This window comes from Variovorax flavidus, from assembly GCF_030317145.1.
GTDB lineage: Bacteria > Pseudomonadota > Gammaproteobacteria > Burkholderiales > Burkholderiaceae_C > Variovorax > Variovorax flavidus.
This window is the reverse complement of sequence record NZ_JASZYE010000001.1, coordinates 557,139-576,875: the sequence shown is the minus strand read 5'-3', so window position 1 is coordinate 576,875 and position 19,737 is coordinate 557,139. Positions and strand designations below refer to the sequence as shown.

At 67.5% G+C, this 19,737-nt stretch carries 19 protein-coding genes; 6 read left to right on the top strand and 13 right to left on the bottom strand.

The genetic code is table 11. The annotated features are described in order from the left end of the window. Positions 1 to 98: 98 nt before the first annotated feature. Positions 99 to 2,057 (top strand): S9 family peptidase, encoded by a 1,959-nt coding sequence (locus QTH90_RS02805; RefSeq protein WP_286663007.1) that lies wholly within the window; start codon positions 99 to 101, stop codon positions 2,055 to 2,057. On the opposite strand, the gene QTH90_RS02800 is transcribed toward QTH90_RS02805, so the two are convergent. The 11 genes from QTH90_RS02800 to pedB form a co-directional block, all read right to left on the bottom strand. Beyond that, positions 2,012 to 3,007 (bottom strand): vWA domain-containing protein, encoded by a 996-nt coding sequence (locus QTH90_RS02800; protein WP_286663006.1) that lies wholly within the window; start codon positions 3,005 to 3,007, stop codon positions 2,012 to 2,014. The genes QTH90_RS02805 and QTH90_RS02800 overlap by 46 nt on opposite strands. Beyond that, positions 3,004 to 3,549, bottom strand: a complete 546-nt coding sequence (locus QTH90_RS02795) for an MxaK protein (RefSeq protein ID WP_286663005.1) — start codon at positions 3,547 to 3,549, stop codon at positions 3,004 to 3,006. The genes QTH90_RS02800 and QTH90_RS02795 overlap by 4 nt, the downstream gene beginning before the upstream one ends. After that, positions 3,540 to 4,577, bottom strand: a complete 1,038-nt coding sequence (locus tag QTH90_RS02790) for a vWA domain-containing protein (RefSeq protein WP_286663004.1) — start codon at positions 4,575 to 4,577, stop codon at positions 3,540 to 3,542. The genes QTH90_RS02795 and QTH90_RS02790 overlap by 10 nt, the downstream gene beginning before the upstream one ends. Further along, a complete protein-coding gene (locus QTH90_RS02785; RefSeq protein WP_286663003.1) occupies positions 4,574 to 5,491 on the bottom strand; it encodes a hypothetical protein in 918 nt (305 codons plus the stop codon). Before QTH90_RS02785 ends, QTH90_RS02790 begins: the two co-directional genes overlap by 4 nt. Before the next feature lie 25 nt (positions 5,492 to 5,516). Further along, positions 5,517 to 6,371, bottom strand: a complete 855-nt coding sequence (locus QTH90_RS02780) for a DUF58 domain-containing protein (protein WP_286663002.1) — start codon at positions 6,369 to 6,371, stop codon at positions 5,517 to 5,519. 34 nt (positions 6,372 to 6,405) lie between these two features. Continuing rightward, entirely contained in the window at positions 6,406 to 7,428 is a 1,023-nt protein-coding gene (locus tag QTH90_RS02775) for an AAA family ATPase (RefSeq protein ID WP_286663001.1), read from the bottom strand. A gap of 22 nt (positions 7,429 to 7,450) precedes the next feature. Next, positions 7,451 to 8,443 carry a Bug family tripartite tricarboxylate transporter substrate binding protein gene (locus QTH90_RS02770; protein ID WP_286663000.1) on the bottom strand — a complete coding sequence of 331 codons (993 nt, stop codon included), beginning with the start codon at positions 8,441 to 8,443 and terminating at the stop codon, positions 7,451 to 7,453. Further along, positions 8,440 to 9,237 (bottom strand): lanthanide ABC transporter permease protein PedC, encoded by a 798-nt coding sequence (gene pedC, locus QTH90_RS02765; RefSeq protein WP_286664449.1) that lies wholly within the window; start codon positions 9,235 to 9,237, stop codon positions 8,440 to 8,442. The genes QTH90_RS02770 and pedC overlap by 4 nt, the downstream gene beginning before the upstream one ends. Before the next feature lie 65 nt (positions 9,238 to 9,302). Further along, positions 9,303 to 10,481, bottom strand: coding sequence for a type 1 periplasmic-binding domain-containing protein (locus QTH90_RS02760; RefSeq protein WP_286662999.1), 1,179 nt, complete (start codon positions 10,479 to 10,481; stop codon positions 9,303 to 9,305). Continuing rightward, the gene (locus QTH90_RS02755) at positions 10,478 to 11,467 is read right to left on the bottom strand and encodes a PQQ-dependent catabolism-associated beta-propeller protein (RefSeq protein WP_286662998.1); all 990 of its coding nucleotides are present in this window, start codon (positions 11,465 to 11,467) and stop codon (positions 10,478 to 10,480) included. The genes QTH90_RS02760 and QTH90_RS02755 overlap by 4 nt, the downstream gene beginning before the upstream one ends. 36 nt (positions 11,468 to 11,503) lie before the next feature. Next, entirely contained in the window at positions 11,504 to 12,217 is a 714-nt protein-coding gene (pedB, locus tag QTH90_RS02750) for a lanthanide ABC transporter ATP-binding protein PedB/LutE (RefSeq protein ID WP_286664448.1), read from the bottom strand. Positions 12,218 to 12,755: 538 nt separating this feature from the next. Between pedB and xoxF the strand changes: the two genes are divergently transcribed. From xoxF to QTH90_RS02725, 5 genes are all read left to right on the top strand, one after another. Then, on the top strand, positions 12,756 to 14,516 hold the full coding sequence (gene xoxF, locus QTH90_RS02745; protein WP_444814705.1) for a PQQ-dependent ethylene glycol dehydrogenase XoxF: 1,761 nt from the start codon (positions 12,756 to 12,758) through the stop codon (positions 14,514 to 14,516). Positions 14,517 to 14,601: 85 nt separating this feature from the next. Beyond that, the gene (locus QTH90_RS02740) at positions 14,602 to 14,997 is read left to right on the top strand and encodes a c-type cytochrome (RefSeq protein ID WP_286662996.1); all 396 of its coding nucleotides are present in this window, start codon (positions 14,602 to 14,604) and stop codon (positions 14,995 to 14,997) included. Further along, positions 14,994 to 15,860, top strand: coding sequence for a substrate-binding domain-containing protein (locus QTH90_RS02735; protein WP_286662995.1), 867 nt, complete (start codon positions 14,994 to 14,996; stop codon positions 15,858 to 15,860). The genes QTH90_RS02740 and QTH90_RS02735 overlap by 4 nt, the downstream gene beginning before the upstream one ends. 17 nt (positions 15,861 to 15,877) lie before the next feature. Further along, positions 15,878 to 16,555, top strand: coding sequence for a hypothetical protein (locus QTH90_RS02730; RefSeq protein WP_286662994.1), 678 nt, complete (start codon positions 15,878 to 15,880; stop codon positions 16,553 to 16,555). A 10-nt stretch (positions 16,556 to 16,565) separates the two neighbouring features. Continuing rightward, positions 16,566 to 16,934, top strand: a complete 369-nt coding sequence (locus QTH90_RS02725) for a hypothetical protein (RefSeq protein ID WP_286662993.1) — start codon at positions 16,566 to 16,568, stop codon at positions 16,932 to 16,934. On the opposite strand, the gene QTH90_RS02720 is transcribed toward QTH90_RS02725, so the two are convergent. Both QTH90_RS02720 and QTH90_RS02715 read right to left on the bottom strand, forming a co-directional pair. Then, entirely contained in the window at positions 16,935 to 19,238 is a 2,304-nt protein-coding gene (locus QTH90_RS02720; RefSeq protein ID WP_286662992.1) for a xanthine dehydrogenase family protein molybdopterin-binding subunit, read from the bottom strand. Between the two features lies 1 nt (position 19,239). Further along, positions 19,240 to 19,698 carry a (2Fe-2S)-binding protein gene (locus QTH90_RS02715; protein ID WP_286662991.1) on the bottom strand — a complete coding sequence of 153 codons (459 nt, stop codon included), beginning with the start codon at positions 19,696 to 19,698 and terminating at the stop codon, positions 19,240 to 19,242. Positions 19,699 to 19,737 lie beyond the last annotated feature (39 nt).

Below are 19,737 nucleotides of genomic sequence, written 5' to 3'. Positions count from 1 at the left end.
CGTTCCGCATGGAGCATGTCAGGCCAGGGGCATCCTTACAATCGTTTTTGCCCTCAGGCCTGCTGCGACGGCCGCGGCCCATCCACCCGAGGAGTCCCATGCCCAACCCGACTGAGGCGCCCTTCGGCACCTGGTTGTCCCCCATCACATCCGAGCTCGTGGCGAGCGCCGCGATCAATCTTGTCGACGTGCTGCTCGATGGCGGCGACGTGTACTGGGTCGAAGGGCGGCCGCAAGAGGCCGGGCGCAACGTGCTCGTTCGTCAAAACGACGACGGGACGCAGTCCGATATCACGGCGCTGCCGTTTTCCGCACGCACGCGGGTGCACGAATACGGCGGTGCCGCAGCGCTGGTCGCGGACGGCGTGAGCTACTTCAGCGACTTCAAGGACCAGCGGCTCTACCGTGTCGACGGCAGCGGCTCCCCCGTGCCGCTGACCCCGCCACCCGCCCCGGGCGATCCCCATGCCGCGCTTCGGTACGCCGACGGACAGATCGACAGCTCCCGCCGCCTGTGGATCGGCGTGCGCGAGGACCACCGTCGGCCAGGCAAGGAGGCCGCCAACACGATCGTGGCGCTGAACGCGACGTCGGAAGGCGCCGGGACCGTCCTGATCCAGGGCCATGACTTCTTCGCCTCGCCGCGTCTCAGTCCGGACGGTCGCCGCCTCGCGTGGCTGGCATGGGACCACCCGCAGATGCCATGGGTGGGGACCGAGCTGTGGGTCGCGGAGTTCGACGGCGCGACCTTGCAGAACCCGACGCGGATCGCCGGCGGTCCCGGCGAGTCCGTGTTCCAGCCGGAATGGTCGCCCGACGGCGTCCTTCATTTCGTGTCAGACCGCTCCGGGTGGTGGAACATCTATCGGGCGGAAGCGAACGGAAGTGCCGTCAATGTCTGCCCGAAGGCAGCCGAGTTCGGCCGGCCGCAATGGAACCTGGGCATGTCCACCTACGCCTTCCTGTCGGCGAAGGAAGCGGTGTGCGCGTACGTTGAGGGAGGCCTTGGCAAGCTGGCACTGCTGGACCTCGACAGCGGCAGGCTGACGGGGATCGACCTGCCCTACAGCGACTTTTCCTCGGTGCGCGCGCAAGGTGGGAAGGTGGCGTTCAAGGCCGGCGGGCCGGCGCTGGCCAGCGCGATCGTTCTCCTGGACCCACGCTCCGGCGAAGCCAAGGCCATCCGGAAGTCCGGCACTCTCGCCGACGATCCCGCGATCAACCGCCACTTTGCTGCACCGCAACCGATCGAGTTCCCAACGCCGCGCGGCCAGACGGCGTTCGGCCTTTTCTATCCACCGACGAATGCCGACCATCGCGCCCCGGACGCGGAGTTGCCGCCGCTCCTGGTCCGATGCCATGGGGGGCCCACCTCCTCGGCGTCGATCGCGCTGGACCTGCGCACGCAGTTCTGGACCAGCCGCGGCATCGCGGTGGTCGACGTCGACTACGGCGGAAGCACCGGCTACGGCCGCGCGTACCGCGAGCGCCTGCATCGGATGTGGGGCGTCGTCGATGTCGAGGACTGCGCCGCCGCCGCGCAGTACCTGGCGGACAGGGAATGGGTCGATGCAAGCCGCATCGTCATCTCCGGCAGCAGTGCCGGAGGCTTCACGGTGCTCAGTTGCCTGAGCTCCGGCGATCCGTCCGTGCGCGGGCTGTTCCGGGCCGGCGGGAGCCACTACGGGGTCAGCGATCCGGAGGCCCTGGCCCGCGACACGCACAAGTTCGAGTCCCGCTACCTGGACTGGCTGATCGCGCCGTACACGGGCCCCGACGGTGACCGCGGACCCTACCTCGAGCGCTCCCCGGTTCGCAACGCCGACCGGCTCACGGCGCCTGTCGCCTTCTTCCAGGGCGCGGAGGACAAGATCGTCCCGCCCAGCCAGACGGAGTCGATGGTCACGGCACTGCGCCAGAAGGGCATCACCGCGCAGTACCTGCTCTTCGCGGGAGAACAGCACGGCTTTCGCCAATCCTCGAACATCCGGTGGGCGCTGGATGCGGAGTTCTATTTCTTCAGCACCCTGGTCTTCCGGACCCACGGCGCGACATAGCGCGCCAGGAGCAGGCAGAACGCCAGCCCAGCCAGGACGAAGCGCCCGCCGGTGCGAACCGGCGCCGGCCTGGCCAGCGCGGGCGACGTCAACGCGGCTTCCAGCCCTTGCCGCGACCGCAGGCGAACGAACACCATCCCCTGCTCACCCGCCAGCAGGCGCAGATAGCCTTCCCGCAGTGCCGACAGGTGCTCGAATCCCGGCGTGGCGCCGAGCATCGGCGCGGCCGAGCCGGCCTGCTCGTCCACCAGCGTTTCGCCGCGAACGCTGGCGCCGCGCCCCTGGCTGCGCAGATCGCTCTGCATCACCTCGTCGGCGCGCCAGAAGCCGAGCGGCTGGCCTTCCGGATCGGTCTTGGGAATCGGCGATGGAAGCAGGTCGCCGACGCCCACGATCAGCCCCGCGACCTCGCCCGGCTTGTCGTCGAAGGCCGGCCGGTAGTTCGGGTGCAACGGCGGCGCCTCCTGCCCGTCGGTGACGAAAACCAGCGACGGCTTGTCCGGCAACTGCTTCGCGATGCCGATCGCGCTGTGCAGGCCCTTGGCGATCTCGCTGTTGCCCGACCAGGCCATGCGCGAATCGATCTGCGCCAAGGTCGACCGCAGCTCGCTCAGGTTGGCGCACACCTCGATCGGCGCGAGCAGCAGCAACGCGCGGTATTCGGTGAAGATCGCCCAACCCACCTTCGAGCCGCACGGCAGTTGCAGCAGCGATTGACGCAACGCATGCTTGGCGAAGGCGAGGCGCGACACCGGCTGGCCGTCGACCTGCTCGTCGGTGACGTTCATGCTCTGGGTCACGTCGAGCACGATCACATGATCGAACAGCGAGCGCTCCATCATCACGCCCGGGTCGAACAGGCTGGCCGCCAGCGCCAGGGCTGCCAGGAAAAGCAGCCAACGGTCGGTGCCATGCCGCCACGAGGCGCGCCATCGGTGCCACAGCGTCATGGCAGGCCCGGCGAGTGGCCGCGCATGGTGGTGGCCGCACGTTCGGCGTCGCGCCGCGTCTCGGGCGGCACGACATCCAGCTCGTCGGGGTCGGGCAGCAGGCGCTGGGCACGCTCCAGGTTGTAGCGCGCATCCCAGTGCTGCGCATCGACGCGCAACACGTCGCGGTAGATTTCCTTGGCCAGCTCGATCAGTGCGATCGCCTTGCCCGGTTCGGCGCCGGCTTGCACCACCACCGCCTGGCGCATGAGCAGGTTGGCGCTGTTGTAGCGGGCCGCCTGACCCAGCGGCGAATCATCTTCCAGGCTGCGATACAGGTGCAGGGCCGCTTCGTCGGCGCCGCTGGCGGCCAGCGCATGGGCCTGCGCGAACTGCACCTGCACCGGCGCATCCTGGCCCTGGGCGGGCAAGGGGCCCGACACAATGGCTTCGTTCCACCGATGCTGGCGCCATGCATGCGCACCGTCGATCGCCGCCGCCACAGCGACCACTGCGAGAAGGACCAGCACCACGCGCGTGCGCCGCCGCGTGCTCACGCCCATCGCCGGATCTCCGCCAGGTTGGCTGCGAGCAGCAGCAGGATGCATCCGAACGCGACACCCAGCACCGGTGCCGACACGTCGCGCCTCGGCATGGTGTCCAGGTAGGTGATGGGCAGGTTCTCCAGGCGGTTCACCGCCTCGATGGCCTTCTTCAGCGCCTCGGGGTCGCTGGCCTCGTAGGCGCGGTAGGACGTTCCGAGCGATTCGAAGAAGCGGTGCAGCGCGTACTCCGGCACGGCCTCGACGTTTTCCGGCGCTTCGCCTTTTTCCAGGGTCAGGCCCGGGCTGTTGGCGGAGCGAAGGTAGATCCAGTAGATCGCGACCCGGTGCTTGCGCGCCAGGTACGCGATGCGCTCGCGGGCGTCGGTGTCCAGCCGGTCGCCGCCGTCGGACACCAGCATGGCGATGCGCGAGCCGGTGTAGGGCCGGTCGACGAAAGACGACAGCGCCGATTGCAGCGCGAGGCCGATGTTGGTTTCCGACAGGCCGCGGCCCACGTCGCCAGCCGCAATCGCGGCCTGGATCGCTTCGTTCTTCTGGGTGAACTCCAGCACGCGGATCGGCAAGGTGCTGAAAACGATCATGCCAAAGCGATCGTCCTGCCGCTTGGCGATGAACTCCGAGAGCAGCTGCCGCGCGACCTTGCCCTTGGGCTCCCCCATCCTGGCCTGCCGCATGTAGTAGTCGATCGCCTCGGGGCCGGTGCCCTTCATCGCGACGCCCGCAGGGCGCGCGCCGCCGAAGCCCTGGTCCATGCTGCGGCTGCGATCGAGCACCAGCACGATCTCGGCGCCCTTACCGACGCGCTCGATGTCGTACTCCGGCCAGTAGGGCCCGGCCATACCGACATTGAGCGCGGCGAGCGCCAGGACGCCGACGATGCGCAGCGCCCAGCCCAGCAGCACGGACGTGCGGTCCCGCGGCATCAGGGCCGCCCAGGCGTTGTCGAGCGCCCGGCCCGGCCGCGCCAGCAAGGGCAGCAGCGCGAGCGGCAGCAGCCACAGCAGCCAGGGGTGTTCGAAGCTCATGCGGCACCTCGCTCGGCATCGCGGCAGCGGCGGCAAAACTCGACCAGCCAGCTTCGGTCCGTCGCGGGCTGCCTTTCGCTGCCGAAGAATTCGAGGCGCGATTGCCGGAAGAAGCTCGCGAGATCCTCGCGCAGATGCGCGAAGCGCGGCTGCGCCCTGACGAAGCGGTCGATGCCCTCCTCGAACACGACCTCCCCCATCGTCCGGTTCAAGGCCCCGTGAAGACGTTGGATGGCCTCGCGCCATTGCGGTTCGGGACTCGCCGGCGTCAGGCCGCGCATCGACCGCCACGCCTGCGTGAACGGCCGGTGCGCGCGCGCCCACCACGGCAGGCCGATGTACACATGGGCGAGGTAGCCCAGAAGCACCATGGCGACGAGGCCATAGCCGATGAGCCGCCAGCGTGCGAAGCGCATGTCGATCAGGGGCGGAGCCGCATCGGGCTGCAGTTCGCCGAGTCCGCGCCGAGGCGAGACCTCGACCGGCACCAGCGGCGACACGGTCACCGGCCAGGCTTCGACCCGCGCCTCCTGCGTCCGCGGCTCACCCTTGAAGCGCAGGGTGAAGCCTGGCATCTCCAGGGTGCGTGGCTGCGGTGACGAAAGGAACACCTGGTAGGTAAGAGTCAGCTCATGGCGCCGCCCGCCGGACTCGGCGCTGCTGCGTCGCGCGACGCTGCGCAACTCGAGGGCGTTGCCGCGCGCACCGGGCTGCGGCACGCTGGACTCATCGAGCACCAGTCCGTCCGCGGCGTCGACCGTGACGGTGCGCGACACCCTGTCGCCGAGCTGGTAGCCGAAGGCCCTGGGCTCGCTCACGGAGACATCCACCTGCCCTGGAAGCACCGCCGCGCAAGCCGCCGACGCGGCGAACCCCAGCAGCGCGCCGCAGAGCTTGCGCGGGGTCGAGGCCATCATCCGGTTCGTCATCTCGCACGGCTCACGAGTGAAAGTGCCGCGTGACCGCATCGGCGTCGAAGCGGCCCTCGATGAACAGCGGCTTGAGCTGGTTCACCTGGAAGATCCTCAACAAGGCATCGCGGCGCTGCTGCTGGGCCGCGAGCCACTTGTCGCGCAGGGCCGGACGCCACCACAGCAAGCGCGTGGCGCCGCTTTCCGGGTCCGTCACCTGCACCAGGCCGCGCCGCGCGCTCAGGCCGAACTCCAGCGGGTCCCACAGCACCACCGGCACCAGATCGTGGTGCGCCATCGAGGCCAGGGTGGCTTCGACGTCCGGCAGCGGCAGATGGAAGTCCGACACGAGGAACACCAGCGAGCGCTGCCGGTTCAGGTAGCGATGGGCCATCGACAGCGCGTGTGCCGAGCGGCCGCCCAGATGCAGCGCGCGAAGCGTCCGCGCCAGCGCGCTGCCCATGCCGCGCGAGCGCGTCAGCGGCAACAACACGTCCTCGCGCACCGTGCTGTCGCAACCGACGAAGCCGAAGCTGTCGCCGGTGCGCCAGGCCGACCAGGCCAGGCTGTCGACGAAATCGGCCAGCACATCGAGCTTGCGGCGCGTGCCGGCAAAGCCCATCGACGCCGACAGGTCCGCCACCATCACGACCGGAATCGCCTTGCGCTGGCTGTAGACCCGCACGATCCAGTTGCCGAAGGGATCGCGCAGGCTCGCATGCAGGTCGAGCCGGCGCGGGTCGGGCGCGTCCAGCAGCGCCGCATGGCGGCGGAACTCGAAGCCGCTGTCCCCGCGCGCGCTGCGGTGATGGCCGGGGAAGTGCCCGAGCGCCGGCACCCCGATCCGGTAATGCAGTTCCTGCACGGTGGGTGCCTGCGTCATTCCATCGCCTTTCACGCCTCGGCGCCCGTGCCGTTCACGGGGCTGCCACGCTGCTCAGGATGCCGCTCATCAGACGGCCCGATATCTCGTGGCGACGCATCTCATACACCGGCTGGTAGCACAGCCGGTGCGCGATGGTTTCGACGAAGACCGCCTGCACGTCCTTGGGCGTGACGTACTCGCGTCCGTCGAGCCAGGCCGCGACGCGGGCGGCGCGCATCAAAAGGCTCATCCCGCGTGGGCTGGCGCCCGCGAGCATCAGGTGCGCAGTGTCCAGGTCCGACAGCCGCACCCCGTAGTCGGCGGGCGCCGCCGTCGCGCGCCACAGGTCCATCGCATAGGCCTGCAGGGCCTCGGATGCCTGCACGCCACGCTGGATCAGTTCCGACACCTGGTTCAGCTCCTGGTAGGCGACCAGCCCGCCGGCCAGCGCGCCGACCAGGCGATCCGTGTCGTGGAAGCGCGGCTCGGTCATCAGCTGGCGCCGTTCGGCATCGCTCGCGGGCGCGTCGATGGTCACTTCCAGCATGAAGCGATCGCGTGCCGCGGCCGAGATCTCGAAGGTCTCCTCGCGCTCCACCCGGTTGCGGTCGGCAAACACCACGAGGTGCGGAAAGCGGAACTCGCGATTGAACGCCGCCACGCTGCGCTCGGCCATCACCCGCAGCAGCAGCGAATGCACCTGCGGGCGCGCCCGGTTGATCTCGTTGAAGAAGAAGACCGCGAGGCTCTCGCCATGCTGGATCAAGGGCCCGCGCTCGACCGCCGGCTTGCCCTCGGCGCTGATGTACGTGTAGTAGATCAGGTCGTTGGGCATCAGGTCGATGGTGCCTTCGATGCGCGCGAAGTCACCGCCCAGCACCTGCGCGAAGGCCCGCAGCAGCGTCGTCTTGCCCACCCCGACATCGCCCTGCAACAACACATGGCCGCGCGCGAAGACGGCCGTGTTGATGAGGCGGATCGTCCGCGCCTGGCCGATCACCGCCTTGGCGACCTCGGTCTCGAGCATCAGCGCCCGCTGGCGCCAGTCGCTCATCACCCCATCGTCTCGGTCCATCCGGAAACCTCCGTTCGTGGCCTCAGCCGCCCGCGCTGCGCGGGACCTTCATTCGCTCGACGGCCGCACGCTCCTTGGCGTACTCCTCGCGGCAGGCCTGCGCGTAATCCTCCGGGCCGAGGTAGGTGACCTCCTGGTCGTACCTGGCCAAGTCATCACCGAAGCGCGGATCGAACAGCGCCTTCTTGAAGCCGTCGTGCAGCACGGCCAGCACATCGGGCGGCAATCCGCGCGGGCCGGCCAGTCCATAGGGCGACATCGCCACGATGTCGAAGCCCAGGTCCCGCAACGTCGGCACCTTCGGCCATCGCGGCGAGCGCTGTGCCCCGAAGGTCGCGAGCAGCCGCAGGCGGCCCGCATCCACCTCCGGCGCGAAGCCGCTGGAATTGACGCCCGCCATCACCTGGCCCGACGCCACGGCCAGGGTCAGTTCGGAGGTGCCCTTGTAGGGCACATGGATGTAGCGCAGCCCGCGCTCGGTGAACAGCGCTTCGAGCACGAGGTGCGGCGTGGTGCCGACGCCGTTGGTTGCGATGCTCAGCTCGCCAGGGCGCGCACGCGCGAAGTCGAACAGCTGGCCGAGCGCGCGCATCGGGCTGCCCGCGCGCACCAGCACCCCGAAGGTGACGCCCGAGATCTGGATGATGGGCGTGACGTCCCGCACCGGGTCCCACAGCACCTTCTGCATGAACGGCGCGCGAAACACCGGCTGCGGCATCTGCGCGATCGTGTAGCCGTTGGGCTCGGCTTGCTGCAGCACAGGCATCGCCAGCGTTCCGCCCGCGCCAGGGCGGTTCGCGACGATCACGGGCTGGCCGAGCGCGGGTGCCGCGAGCTCGGCCAGGAGCCGCAGCGACAGGTCGGTTGCGCCACCCGCCGCCCAGGGCACCCACATCATGATCGGCCGGGTGGGAAAAGCGTCGCTCGCCACCGCGCGTGGAACGTGCGCCAAAGGCCCCGCCGTCAGCGCCAGCGCAGCGGCACGTTCCAGCCAGCGGCGGCGGCCCAGGTTCATGCCGGTCCTCCGCCGCGCTTGGTCAACCCGCCGAAACCGCGCTGCGGGTCGTAGCCCCAGCAGGCCAGCACGAAGAACACCACCAGGCACCCCAGCACGATCCAGGGCGCCTCGCCCGGGTCTTTGCCATACAGCGCGAAGCGGATCCATTCGACGACATGCGTGAACGGGTTGAAGCGGGCCAGTTGATAGACCCACTCGGCACCCGACTCCCTCAGCTTCCACAGCGGGTACAGCGCGGTGGACATGAAGTACATCGGGAAGATCACGAAGTTCATGGTGCCGGCAAAGTTCTCCAGCTGCTTGATGTGCACCGACAGCAGCAGCCCGAGCGCGCCCAGCATCAGCGCCCCGCAAACGAGAGCCAGCAAGGCATGCAGCCCGCCCAGCGAGAGCAGCGGCAGGTCGGTGCCGATCAAGATCGCGACGATGACGAAGGCCAGGGCCTGCAGCACCGACAGCAGAGCGGTTGCGCAGAGCTTGCAGAACAGCAGCCATGCGCGCGGCAGGGGTGCGGTGAGCAGGAGCCGCATCAGGCCCATCTCACGGTCGTAGACCATGGCCAGGGACGACTGCATGCCGTTGAACAACAGCACCATCCCCACAAGACCCGGCACGATGTAGACGTCGTAGGGGATGTAGGTGTCGTAGGGCTCGACGATCGCAACGCCGAACACGTTGCGAAAGCCCGCCGCGAACACTGCCAGCCACAGCAGCGGTCGCACCAGCGCCGACACCAGCCGACCGGTCTGCTGCGAGAACTTGAGCAGTTCGCGCATGACGATCGCCTGCATGGCCTGCAGCGCGTGCGCGACCCCGCGGCGCGGCGCGAGTTCCGCCTCGCCGGCTTCGACGGGAATCAACGCGTCATCTTGCATCGCTTCTCCGGGGCGTCCGCGCCCAGTGTGTCCAGCACGTTGGTCGGGTGCAGCAGGCCATCGACCGGCGCCTGCGAGATCACGCCCTGTCCGTCCGTGAGCAGGATGGTCTGGCGCAACTGCCCATCCCACGGACGAAAGCTGAGGCTCGTCCCCTTGGAGCCATCGAGCGGCGTCTTGGCGAGCGCCTGCGCCCAGTTCGCGGCAGGCCCCTTCGGCGCCGCGATGGCGGCCGCGACCAGCGCCTTGCCGGCCATCCACGCCGACCAGTCGCTGGCGGTCATGGGCCGGCCGGTCGCCTTGGCGAAGCGACGCGACACCTGCGGCGCGCCGTAGCGCTCGAACTGCGCATGCCACGCGACCGCCACCAGCCCCGCATCGCCCACCACCGGGCGCGGCAACACCGTCCGGTACGGCAGGCCGCGCGCGAATTCGCCGTCGCTGTCGACCACCCAGACGGCGTCGTAGGTGGTGCCTGCCGTCAGCAGCAGCGGATTGGCGAGGTCGCGCTCCCGCGGGTCGCCAGAGAGCTTGAAAGGCTTGGTCGCGACCACCTGCAGGCCGTAGCGCTTGATCGAAGCCTGCGCCGTCGCAGACCGCAACTGGTCTTCCGGGCTCGGACCCACGAGCAGCAACAGCTTGCTCCACTTGCGCGACACCAGCGTTTGCGCCACCGCATCGGCGCGCATGCGCTCGCTCGGAACGATGTGGAACAGGCGCGCCCGGCAGTCCTGCTCGCGCAGTCGGTCGGCGGCGTCGCCGATGTTGATCACCGGCAGCTTCACGGCATCGACCACGGCCAGGGTCCAGTCGGCGGGAAGATCCGTGACGAGCACGGCGGCACCGGACTTCTCGGCTGCCTGCGCGGCGGCGCGCGCCGACTCCGGCGAATCGGCGGTCTGCTTCGTCAGCGCGACGCCCGCATCGACGGCCTGCAGCTCGAACTGCCCTTCTTCCAGCGCGACATCCAGGCCGTCGCCCGCCGGACCGCCAGGGTGGCCCAGATACTGGCGCTCCAGGCGCGAGCGTTCGAGCCGCGCGTCGGGGTTGGGCACCATCAGCGTCGCCTTCAATGGCGTGACTGCACCCGCCGCCTGTCCGGTCGACGTCGACGCCGCAAGCAGCAGCGACACGCCGACGAAGCAGGCGGCTGCCTTCATTCGACCACCACCAGCCCGTAGGGCACGCGACCGACCGGAATGCTCTTGATCGGCTTGGCCGCCGCAACATCGACCACGGTGACGTCGTCGCTCAAGCCGTTGACCACGTACAGCCGGGCTTCGGCCTTGTCGAGCGTGACATTCCACGCCCGCTTGCCGACCAACACGAGATTCGTGACCTTGCGCTGCGGCACATCGACGAACGCGACGTGGTTGGCCCTGCCCAGCGCGACGAAGGCACGCTTGCCGTCGCGCGACATCTGGATGCCCACCGGCGTGATGTCTTCGCTGCGCGCGCCCTTCACTTCGAACTTCAGGTTGCCGACCACGGCACGGGTGGCCGTGTCGATGATGCTGACGCTGGCGTCGAGTTCGTTGGTGACCCACAGCTCCTTGCCGTCGGCCGTGATGGCCATGCGACGTGGCCGCTTGCCAACTTTCACGTTCTTGACGATGGCGCCGCTCGCGACGTCGATCACGTGCACGAGGCTGGCGACCTCGGAGGTCACGTACAGCGTCTTGCCATCCGCGCTGACCTTCACGCCTTCCGGTTCCTTGCCGACCTTGATCGACTTGAGCACCTTGCCGTTCGACGCGTCGATGAAGCTGACCGCGCCTTCGTCCTCGTTGGACACGTAGATGGTCTTGCCGTCCGGCGACAGGTCGAAGGCCTCGGGCTCGTCGCCCAGCGGAACGCGGCGCAGCGACTTGCCCGTTGCCGGGTCGATCACATCGGCGACGTTCGACTCGCTGCAAGCCAGCATGATGTGGCGGTCCGGCATGAGCTGGATGTGCCGCCCTCGCTTGCACGTCGGGATGGTGCCCTTGACGCTGAGCGTGGCGAGGTCGATCAGCGTGACCGCCTGGTCCTTCTCGCTCGACACGTAGGCGGTGCCCTGCGCCAGCGCGGCCGTGCCGAGACACACGCTCGACAGGGCCGCGGCCCAGCGCGCCGCACACTTCAGAACCTTCGCGATTTCATCCATCTCGGCGTCTCCATCTATTTGAGTTCACTCTGCGGATCAACTGGTGCGGGCAATGAAGCCCGCCTCCAGCGTGGGCGCTCCAAGCGCCTGTGTCACGTCTGCCGGCGTGCCGTCGGCCAGCAGTTCGCCCTTGTGCAGCACCAGCACGCGGTCCGCGCCTTCGGCCTCCTCCACGCGATGCGTGGCCCACAGGACGCAGACCCCGCGCTCCTGCACGTTCGCATGGAGCGCGCGCATCAGGTCCTGACGTGACTTGGGGTCCAGCCCGACGGTGGCTTCGTCCATCAGCAACACGGAGGGTCGATGCAGCAAGGCGCGCACAAGTTCCACCTTGCGTCGATTGCCGCCGGACAGCTCGCGGACCTTTCGATCGAGGTCCGCGTCGATGCCCAGCTGGGCGCATCCCGCCTCGATGCGCTGTGCAGCCAGTGGCCGCGGCAGGCCGTGCAGGTCGGCCTGGAACAGCAGGTTCCGCCGGATGCTGAGATCCAGGTCGAGCGACACCTGCTGGAACACCACGCCGATATGCCGCAAGGCGGCGGTCGCGGAACGGTAGAGCGAATGCCCGGCCACTTCGACCTCGCCTTCATCGGCCGCGAACAGGCCGGTGAGCACCTGGAACAGGGTCGACTTGCCCGCGCCATTGGGCCCCAGCAGCGCCACGAACTGACCTGACGCCAAGGTCAGCGAAAGGCTCTTCAATGCGGCCCGCGTACCGTAGCGCTTCGTCAGGCCGGTGGTCCGCAGCATCGTCGTCGGGAGCGTCTGTGGTGGCATGAATGGATTCGAGCAAGCAATACGCGCGCCCATCGGCTCATGCATCTCGTGGCCCTGCGTGCGTCATTGGTTTGCGTTGATCCATCTGTCGGTGAAACACTCTGTGTCGAAAGTGGTTGCCACAATTCCGGCGCAGCAGGGTCCGGTGGAATGCTTCGCTTTTCGCCGCGCCGGCATCGGCACGGAGACACGGCTGCAATCGGCCCGGGAACGTCGAATTTCATTCCTTCGACGCAATCCCTCGATAGGGTTTCCCCTTAACGCAATACCCGAATCAAGAGACTCCAAGTGCTCTTGGAAGCCTTCGCGGGCCTCGCGATTTGCGGGTGTTCGAGCGGGCGCGCATCTTGCATTTAGTGCTGTTGCCGGCTTCATTGCGTTGCACGGCAGTCGCCTGTCGGCGGTACCGTGCGGGCGGCCTCTGATGAATCAGAACAAGGAGACTTCGATGCGAATTTCCGGGCATTTTCACGGGCGCCTCTGGCGTTATTCGGCGGCGGCGCTCCTCGCGATGCCAGCGTTGGCATTAGCCAATGCCGACGTCGAGAAAAATATCGCCAACTCGAAGAACTGGGCGGTACAGGCTGGGGACATGTACAACCAGCGCTACAGCAAGCTCAAGCAGATCAACACCGGCAACGTCGGCAAGATGCAGGTCGCATGGACCTTCTCTACCGGCGTGCTGCGTGGGCACGAAGGTTCGCCGTTGGTCATCGACGGCACGATGTTCCTGCACTCGCCGTTCCCCAACAAGGTCTTCGCCATCGATCTCGATACGCAGAAGATCCTGTGGAAGTACGAGCCGAAGCAGGACCCGGCGGTGATCCCGCAGATGTGTTGCGACACGGTGTACCGCGGCCTCGCATATGCCGAGGGCAAGGTCTTCCTGCAGCAGGCCGACAGCAATCTCGTCGCGCTCGACGCCAAGACCGGCAAGGTGGTCTGGACCGTGAAGAACGGCGACCCGAAGCTCGGCGCCGTCAACACCAACGCGCCGCACGTCTTCAAGGACAAGGTCATCACCGGCATCAGCGGCGGCGAGTGGGGTGTGCGGGGCTTCCTTGCGGCCTACGACATCAACTCGGGCAAGCAGGTCTGGAAGGCCTACAGCACCGGGCCGGACAACGAAATGCTGATGGACCCGGACAAGACCATGACCTGGACCGACGGCAAGATGGCACCGGTCGGCAAGGACTCTTCCCTGAAGACCTGGAAGGGAGACCAGTGGAAGCTCGGCGGCGGCACCACCTGGGGCTGGTACAGCTACGACAAGGCGCTCAATACCGTCTACTACGGCACCGGGAACCCGTCGACCTGGAACCCGTCGCAGCGGCCCGGCGACAACAAGTGGTCCATGACCATCTTCGCGCGTGACGTCGACACCGGCATGGCCAAGTGGGCCTACCAGATGACCCCCTTCGACGAGTGGGACTTCGACGGCATCAACGAAATGATCCTGGCCGACATCGACGTCAAGGGCAAGCCCACCAAGGCGCTGGTGCACTTCGACCGCAACGGCTTCGCCTACACGATGGACCGGGTCACCGGTGCGTTGCTGGTCGCCGAAAAGTACGACCCCAAGGTGAACTGGGCCACGAACGTCGACATGAAGACCGGCCGCCCGCAAGTGGTGTCCAAGTACTCGACCGCGCAGAACGGACCCGACGTCAACAGCAAGGGCATCTGCCCGGCAGCACTGGGCTCCAAGGACCAGCAGCCGGCGTCCTTCGACCCGGAGACCAAGCTCTTCTACGTGCCGACCAATCACGTCTGCATGGACTATGAGCCGTTCAAGGTCGAATACACCGCCGGCCAGCCATACGTCGGCGCCACCCTCTCGATGTACCCGGCGCCGGGCAGCCATGGCGGCATGGGCAACTACATCACCTGGAACGCCGGCACCGGCAAGATCGTGCAGAGCCATCCCGAGAAGTTCTCGGTCTGGAGCGGCGCGCTCAACACGGCTGGCGGCCTGTCGTGCTACGGCACGCTCGAGGGCTACATGAAGTGCGTGGACAAGAAGAACATCAACAAGGAACTCTTCAAGTTCAAGACGCCCTCCGGCATCATCGGCAACGTGTTCACCTACGAGCACAAGGGCAAGCAGTACATCGGCGTGTTCTCGGGCATCGGTGGCTGGGCCGGCATCGGCATGGCCGCAGGGCTCGAGAAGGACCAGGATGGCCTGGGCGCCGTGGGCGGCTACAAGGAGCTCAACCAGTACACGGAACTCGGCGGTTCGCTGACCGTGTTCGCGCTGCCAGGCAACTGAGCACGAGGCCTCTGGCCAGATCCGGAGATGGCAGCCCTGCCATGGACTGCCATCTCTTCATGCTGAAGACAACAAGGATCTTGAAATGCGTTTGAGGAATGCGTTGGTTACCGCCACTGCACTGCTGTGCATCGCAAGTGCGGTTCATTCGGACGACAAGCCCCTGTACAAGGTGGTCGATGGCTACAAGGTGGACGGCGAGACGATCAAGGGCTTCAGGGCCTGGCGGGCGGCCGCTTGCGATCGCTGCCACGGCGCCAATCAGGAAGGACTGGTCGGGCCGTCGCTGATCGTGAGTCTGAAGACGCTGTCGAAGGACGACTTCGTCAAGACCGTGACCAACGGGCGGCTGGACAAGGGCATGCAGAGTTTCGGCAACAGCCCGATGGTGATGGAGAACATCAACCAGCTGTACGCTTATCTCAAGGGCCGGTCCGACGGCGCCATCACACGCGCGAAGGTTGAAGAAATACCCAAATGACCCACGGCTCTCATCGATGCGTGCTCGCGGCCGCGGGCATCGCGCTCGCCGCACTGGCTGCCGGGGCGGCAGCCCAGGACGCGCCGGCCAAGCGCACCGCGCTGCGCGTGTGCCAGGACCCGAACAACCTGCCCTTCTCGAACGTCAAGGGCGAGGGGATCGAGAACAGGATCGCCGAGGTGTTCGGCAAGTCGCTGGGCCTGCCGGTGACCTACTACTCCTTTCCGCAGCGCCTCGCCTTCATCCGCAACACACTGAAGTTCAAGCTGCCGGGCCAGGACTACCCTTGCGACATCGTGATCGGCGTCCCCGCGGGCTACGACCAGGTGTCGGTCACCAAGCCGTATTACCGCTCGACCTACGCACTGGTCTTTCCCAAGGGCAAGGGCCTGGACCAGGTGGCATCGGGCGAGGACTTCCTGAAGCTCGATCCGGCCCGGCTGGCCAAGCTGCGCATCGGCGTCTACGACCGTTCGCCCGCATCGGCCTGGCTCAACAAGCACAACCTCGTCGAGCAAGGCGTGCCCTACCAGGTCATGAATGCCGACCCGGCCCAGTATCCCGGCGAGATCATCGAGAAGGACCTCGCATCCGGCAAGCTCGACGTCGCCATCGTCTGGGGCCCGATCGCCGGCTACTACGCGCAGCGCGTCAAGACGCCTGCGCTGGCGGTGGTGCCGCTGAAATCGGAGCCCGGCGTGCAGTTCGACTATCAGATCGCGATGGGCGTGCGCTACGGGGAGCGCGAATGGAAGCAGCAGGTCGAAGGCCTGATCGAATCCAACCGCTCGCAGATCCAGGCCATCCTGAAAGAGTACGGCGTACCGATCGTCGACGCCTCGTACACGGCCCCGAAGCAATAGTGATCCCCGCTTCCTCGATGAACGCAAACCCCGTCCTGAGACTGGCGCTCGCGTTGATCCTGTGGGCGCCCTTGATGGCCGGCGCGGCGACCGATTTCTCGGTCGCCGAACGCGCGCTCTTCATGGACAACCATCTCGGCAAGCTGCAGCCTCCGCTCACCCTGCAGTACACCTTTCACAAGACGGGGACACTGGAAGAGGCGTTCGACGACAGGGTGAACCTCGTGCTGACGGCCCGCCCCGACGGCAAATGCTGTGCCGTGGGCACCGAGTTCCTCACCGGCGCGCGCGCCGTGCGCCAGCCCGAGGTCGACAGCGCAGAAGGCAATCCGGCCATCCTCTACTTCCTCGAACGCGACATCCGCGAGATGCAGCGTCTCACCCAAGGCCAGCCCAACTACTTCCGAAAGCGCATCCGCATGGCTGTGTACCAGGGCGCCACGGTGCGTAGCGTCAACCTGCCCTATCGCGGCCGTCCGGTGGCAGTGCGGGAGATCAGCATCTCGCCCTATCGCGACGACCCGAATCGTGCGCGCTTCGAGAAACTGGCGAACAAGACCTATGTCTTCCTGCTGTCGGACGCCGTACCGGGCGGGCTCTATGGCATCCGCACCCGCATCGACGGAGAATCCCCCGCCTCGGCACCGCTGATGGCCGAGGAGATGCTTCTGGACGGCGCCGGCCGCCAACCTTGACGGACTTCCCATGCAACGATCGCTCCTGTCGCCCTCCCTGCTGAGCCTGTGCGCCTTGCTGATGGCCGCGAACCCGGCCCACGCGAACGACTTCCCGACCGTGGACCGCGTGCTCTACGTGCAGGAATGCATGCGCGCGCACCCTGGTCCGACGTTCGAGATGACCAACAAGTGCTCGTGCGCGCTCGACGCGCTTGCCGGGAGCGTCAAGTACAAGGACTACGTGACGATGACCACGATCACCAAGGCCATGTCCATCGGCGGCGAGCGCGGCGGCGCGATCCGCGACGTGCCGTCGCTGGAGCCGCAGGCCAAGCGCTACCGCGAGCTCCAGGCCAAGGCCGAGAAGGGATGCTTCATCAACGCCGACGCCAGATAGTCAGGCGCGCAGCTGATCCCTGATCGGCAGGTTGCGGATGCGCTTGCCCGTGGCAGCGTAGATCGCGTTGGCCAGCGCCGGCGCGATCGGCGGCACGCCGGGTTCGCCCACGCCGCCCAGCGGTGCGCTGTAGTCGCCCGGTATCAGGTGGACCACGATCGCCTTCGGCGCCGCGTTCATGCGCAGGACTTCGAACTGATGGAAGTTGTCCTGCTGCACCCGGCCGTCCTTGAACGAGATCTCGCCGGACAGCGCATTGCCGAGGCCCATGACGCACGCGCCTTCCATCTGCGAGCGCACCCGCTCCGGATTGACGATGGCGCCGCAGTCGATCGCGATGTCCACGCGCGGGATCGTCAGCTCGCCCTTGGCATCCACCGCCACCTCGATCACGGCGGCGACGTAGGTCGTGAAGCTGTAGTGCGCCGCGATGCCCAGGCCGCGCCCCTTGCCCATCGGACGGCCCCAATTGGCCTCCTTGGCCGCCATCGTGGTGACACGGCGCAGCCGCCCGATGTCCACCGGATAAGCGGACGGGTCTTCGCCGTGGTTCCAGGTGTCGTTGATGTCGCGCGGGTCGATCTTGCGCGGCGGGCCGAGCAGTTCGAGCAGGAAGTCCTTCGGGTCGCGACCGGCCGCATGGGCCATCTCGTCGACGAAGGACTGGATCGCGAAGGCATGCGGAAGGTTCGACACCGCGCGATACCAGCCCACGCGCGTGTGCGCAGCGGCCTCGGGGTTCTCCACCCGCAGGTTCGGAATCGCGAAGGGCACGTTGGTCAGGCCCATGCCGAGTTCGATCGGCGACTCGGTCTTCGGGTCGGCCATGAAGAGCGCCAGCAAGGTCGGCCCGACGCTGCGGTGCAGCCATGCCACCGGCTTGCCCTTGGCATCGAGTCCGGCTTCGAGATGCTCGACCGAGACCGTATGATAGAACGAATGGTGCAGGTCGTCGTCGCGCGTCCAGATCACCTTCACCGGCTTGCCGCCGGTCTCCCGCGCGAGCAGCGCGGCTTCGATCCCGTAGTCGCCCTTGCTCTTGCGGCCGAAGCCGCCACCGAGCAGCGTCACGTTGACCGTTACCTTGTCCGGCGTCAATTCGAGCCGCTTGCTGATGTCGGTGCGTACCGCCTGCGGGCTCTGGAACGGGCCCCACACTTCGCAGCGCCCGTCCCTCACGCGCGCGGTCGCGGTCGGCGGCTCCATCGGCGCCTGCGTCAGGTGGGGCATGTAGTACTGCGCCTTCACCACCTTGGCTGCCGACTTCAGCGCTGCATCGACATCGCCGGCATTGCGGATCACCTTGCCCGGCTTGCCGGCGGCGGCCATCATCTCGGCGCGGTAGCTGTCCGACGAATAGCTGCCGTTCGGGCCGCCGTCCCAGTCGAGCTTGAGCGCCTTGCGGCCGTTCATCGCTGCCCAGGTGCTATTGGCGATCACCGCCACCCCCGGCAGCGGCTGGAAGGCGCTCGGCACCGGCGAGCCCTTGATCTCCACGACCTTCACCACGCCCGGCACCTTCATCGCGTCGGCGGAGTCGAAGCCGCGCAAGGTACCGCCGTAGGTCGGGCTGCGCGCGACGACGGCGTAGAGCATGTCGGGCAGCACCACGTCGATGCCGTAGATGGCCCTGCCGGTCGTCATGTCGAAGCCGTCGATGATCGGGACAGTGCCCTTGCCGATGTAGCGGAACTCGGCCGGCTTCTTCAGCCGCAGATCGGCGCCGGTGGGCACGGGCAAGGCGGCCGCATCGCGCGCAACCGCGCCGAAATCGAGCGCGCGGCCCGTCGGGCGGTGCAGGAGCTGATGGTTCTTCGCGCTCACTTCGGCCGCCGGCACGCCCCAGCGCGCCGCCGCCGCGGCTTCGAGCATCTGGCGCGCGGATGCGCCGCAGCGGCGCATCGGCATGAAGAAGTGCCGCGTGGTGCGCGAGCCGTCGGTGTCCTGGTTGCCGTAGCGCTCTTCGTCACCGGGCGCCTGCACGACACGCACCTTCGACCAGTCCGCCTCCAGCTCGTCGGCGATGATCATCGGCACGCCGGTGCGCACGCCCTGGCCCATCTCGGCGCGATGGCAGGTGATCGTGACGATGCCGTCGTCGGCGATCGAGACGAACACCAGCGGGTTCTCGACCACGCCATTGGGCATCCCGTAGGCGCCGTATTTCTTCGGCGCATCCTGTGCTTCGGCAGGCTCGGGCCAGCCGAGGGCGAGTGCGAAGCCGCCTGCGGCACCGCCGAGCAGGCTGCGACGGGAGAGCTTGCCGACTTGCAGCCGCGGCGTGGCTTGAAGGATGGTGTCCATGTCACGCTCCCTTCATGGTGGCGGCCTGCTTGATCGCGGCCTTGATGCGCGTGTAGGTGCCACATCGGCAGATGTTGCCGGCCATCGCGGACTCGATCTCGGCGTCGGTCGGTCGTCGGCCGTCCTTCAGCAACGCAGCGGCCTGCATGATCTGGCCGGACTGGCAGTAGCCGCACTGCGGCACGCCCTGTTCGCGCCAGGCCACCTGAAGCGGATGCTGGCCGTTGGCGTCCAGCCCCTCGATGGTGGTGACGCGCTTGCCGACCGCCGCGCTCATCGGCGTGCTGCAGGAGCGTACCGGGTTGCCGTCCAGGTGCACGGTGCAGGCGCCGCACAGCGCCATGCCGCAACCGAACTTGGTCCCCGTCATCTGCAGCTCGTCGCGCAGGTACCAGAGCAGGGGCATCGTGGCGTCGCCGTCGAAGTTGCGGGACGCACCGTTCACAGTGAGTGAAGCCATGGCATTGTCTCCATCGTGGTCAGCGCAATCTATTCCTCG

Coding starts and splice junctions, on each gene's coding strand:
- QTH90_RS02800 (WP_286663006.1), bottom strand. CDS start 3,007: ATGACGCTGTGGCACCGATGGCGCGCCTCGTGGCGGCATGGCACCGAC.
- QTH90_RS02760 (WP_286662999.1), bottom strand. CDS start 10,481: ATGAAGGCAGCCGCCTGCTTCGTCGGCGTGTCGCTGCTGCTTGCGGCG.
- pedC (WP_286664449.1), bottom strand. CDS start 9,237: ATGCAGGCGATCGTCATGCGCGAACTGCTCAAGTTCTCGCAGCAGACC.
- QTH90_RS02785 (WP_286663003.1), bottom strand. CDS start 5,491: ATGGCCTCGACCCCGCGCAAGCTCTGCGGCGCGCTGCTGGGGTTCGCC.
- QTH90_RS02725 (WP_286662993.1), top strand. CDS start 16,566: ATGCAACGATCGCTCCTGTCGCCCTCCCTGCTGAGCCTGTGCGCCTTG.
- QTH90_RS02790 (WP_286663004.1), bottom strand. CDS start 4,577: ATGAGCTTCGAACACCCCTGGCTGCTGTGGCTGCTGCCGCTCGCGCTG.
- QTH90_RS02720 (WP_286662992.1), bottom strand. CDS start 19,238: ATGGACACCATCCTTCAAGCCACGCCGCGGCTGCAAGTCGGCAAGCTC.
- QTH90_RS02735 (WP_286662995.1), top strand. CDS start 14,994: ATGACCCACGGCTCTCATCGATGCGTGCTCGCGGCCGCGGGCATCGCG.
- QTH90_RS02775 (WP_286663001.1), bottom strand. CDS start 7,428: ATGGACCGAGACGATGGGGTGATGAGCGACTGGCGCCAGCGGGCGCTG.
- xoxF (WP_444814705.1), top strand. CDS start 12,756: ATGCCAGCGTTGGCATTAGCCAATGCCGACGTCGAGAAAAATATCGCC.
- QTH90_RS02740 (WP_286662996.1), top strand. CDS start 14,602: ATGCGTTTGAGGAATGCGTTGGTTACCGCCACTGCACTGCTGTGCATC.
- pedB (WP_286664448.1), bottom strand. CDS start 12,217: ATGCTGCGGACCACCGGCCTGACGAAGCGCTACGGTACGCGGGCCGCA.
- QTH90_RS02730 (WP_286662994.1), top strand. CDS start 15,878: ATGAACGCAAACCCCGTCCTGAGACTGGCGCTCGCGTTGATCCTGTGG.
- QTH90_RS02755 (WP_286662998.1), bottom strand. CDS start 11,467: ATGGATGAAATCGCGAAGGTTCTGAAGTGTGCGGCGCGCTGGGCCGCG.
- QTH90_RS02805 (WP_286663007.1), top strand. CDS start 99: ATGCCCAACCCGACTGAGGCGCCCTTCGGCACCTGGTTGTCCCCCATC.
- QTH90_RS02780 (WP_286663002.1), bottom strand. CDS start 6,371: ATGACGCAGGCACCCACCGTGCAGGAACTGCATTACCGGATCGGGGTG.
- QTH90_RS02795 (WP_286663005.1), bottom strand. CDS start 3,549: ATGGGCGTGAGCACGCGGCGGCGCACGCGCGTGGTGCTGGTCCTTCTC.
- QTH90_RS02770 (WP_286663000.1), bottom strand. CDS start 8,443: ATGAACCTGGGCCGCCGCCGCTGGCTGGAACGTGCCGCTGCGCTGGCG.
- QTH90_RS02715 (WP_286662991.1), bottom strand. CDS start 19,698: ATGGCTTCACTCACTGTGAACGGTGCGTCCCGCAACTTCGACGGCGAC.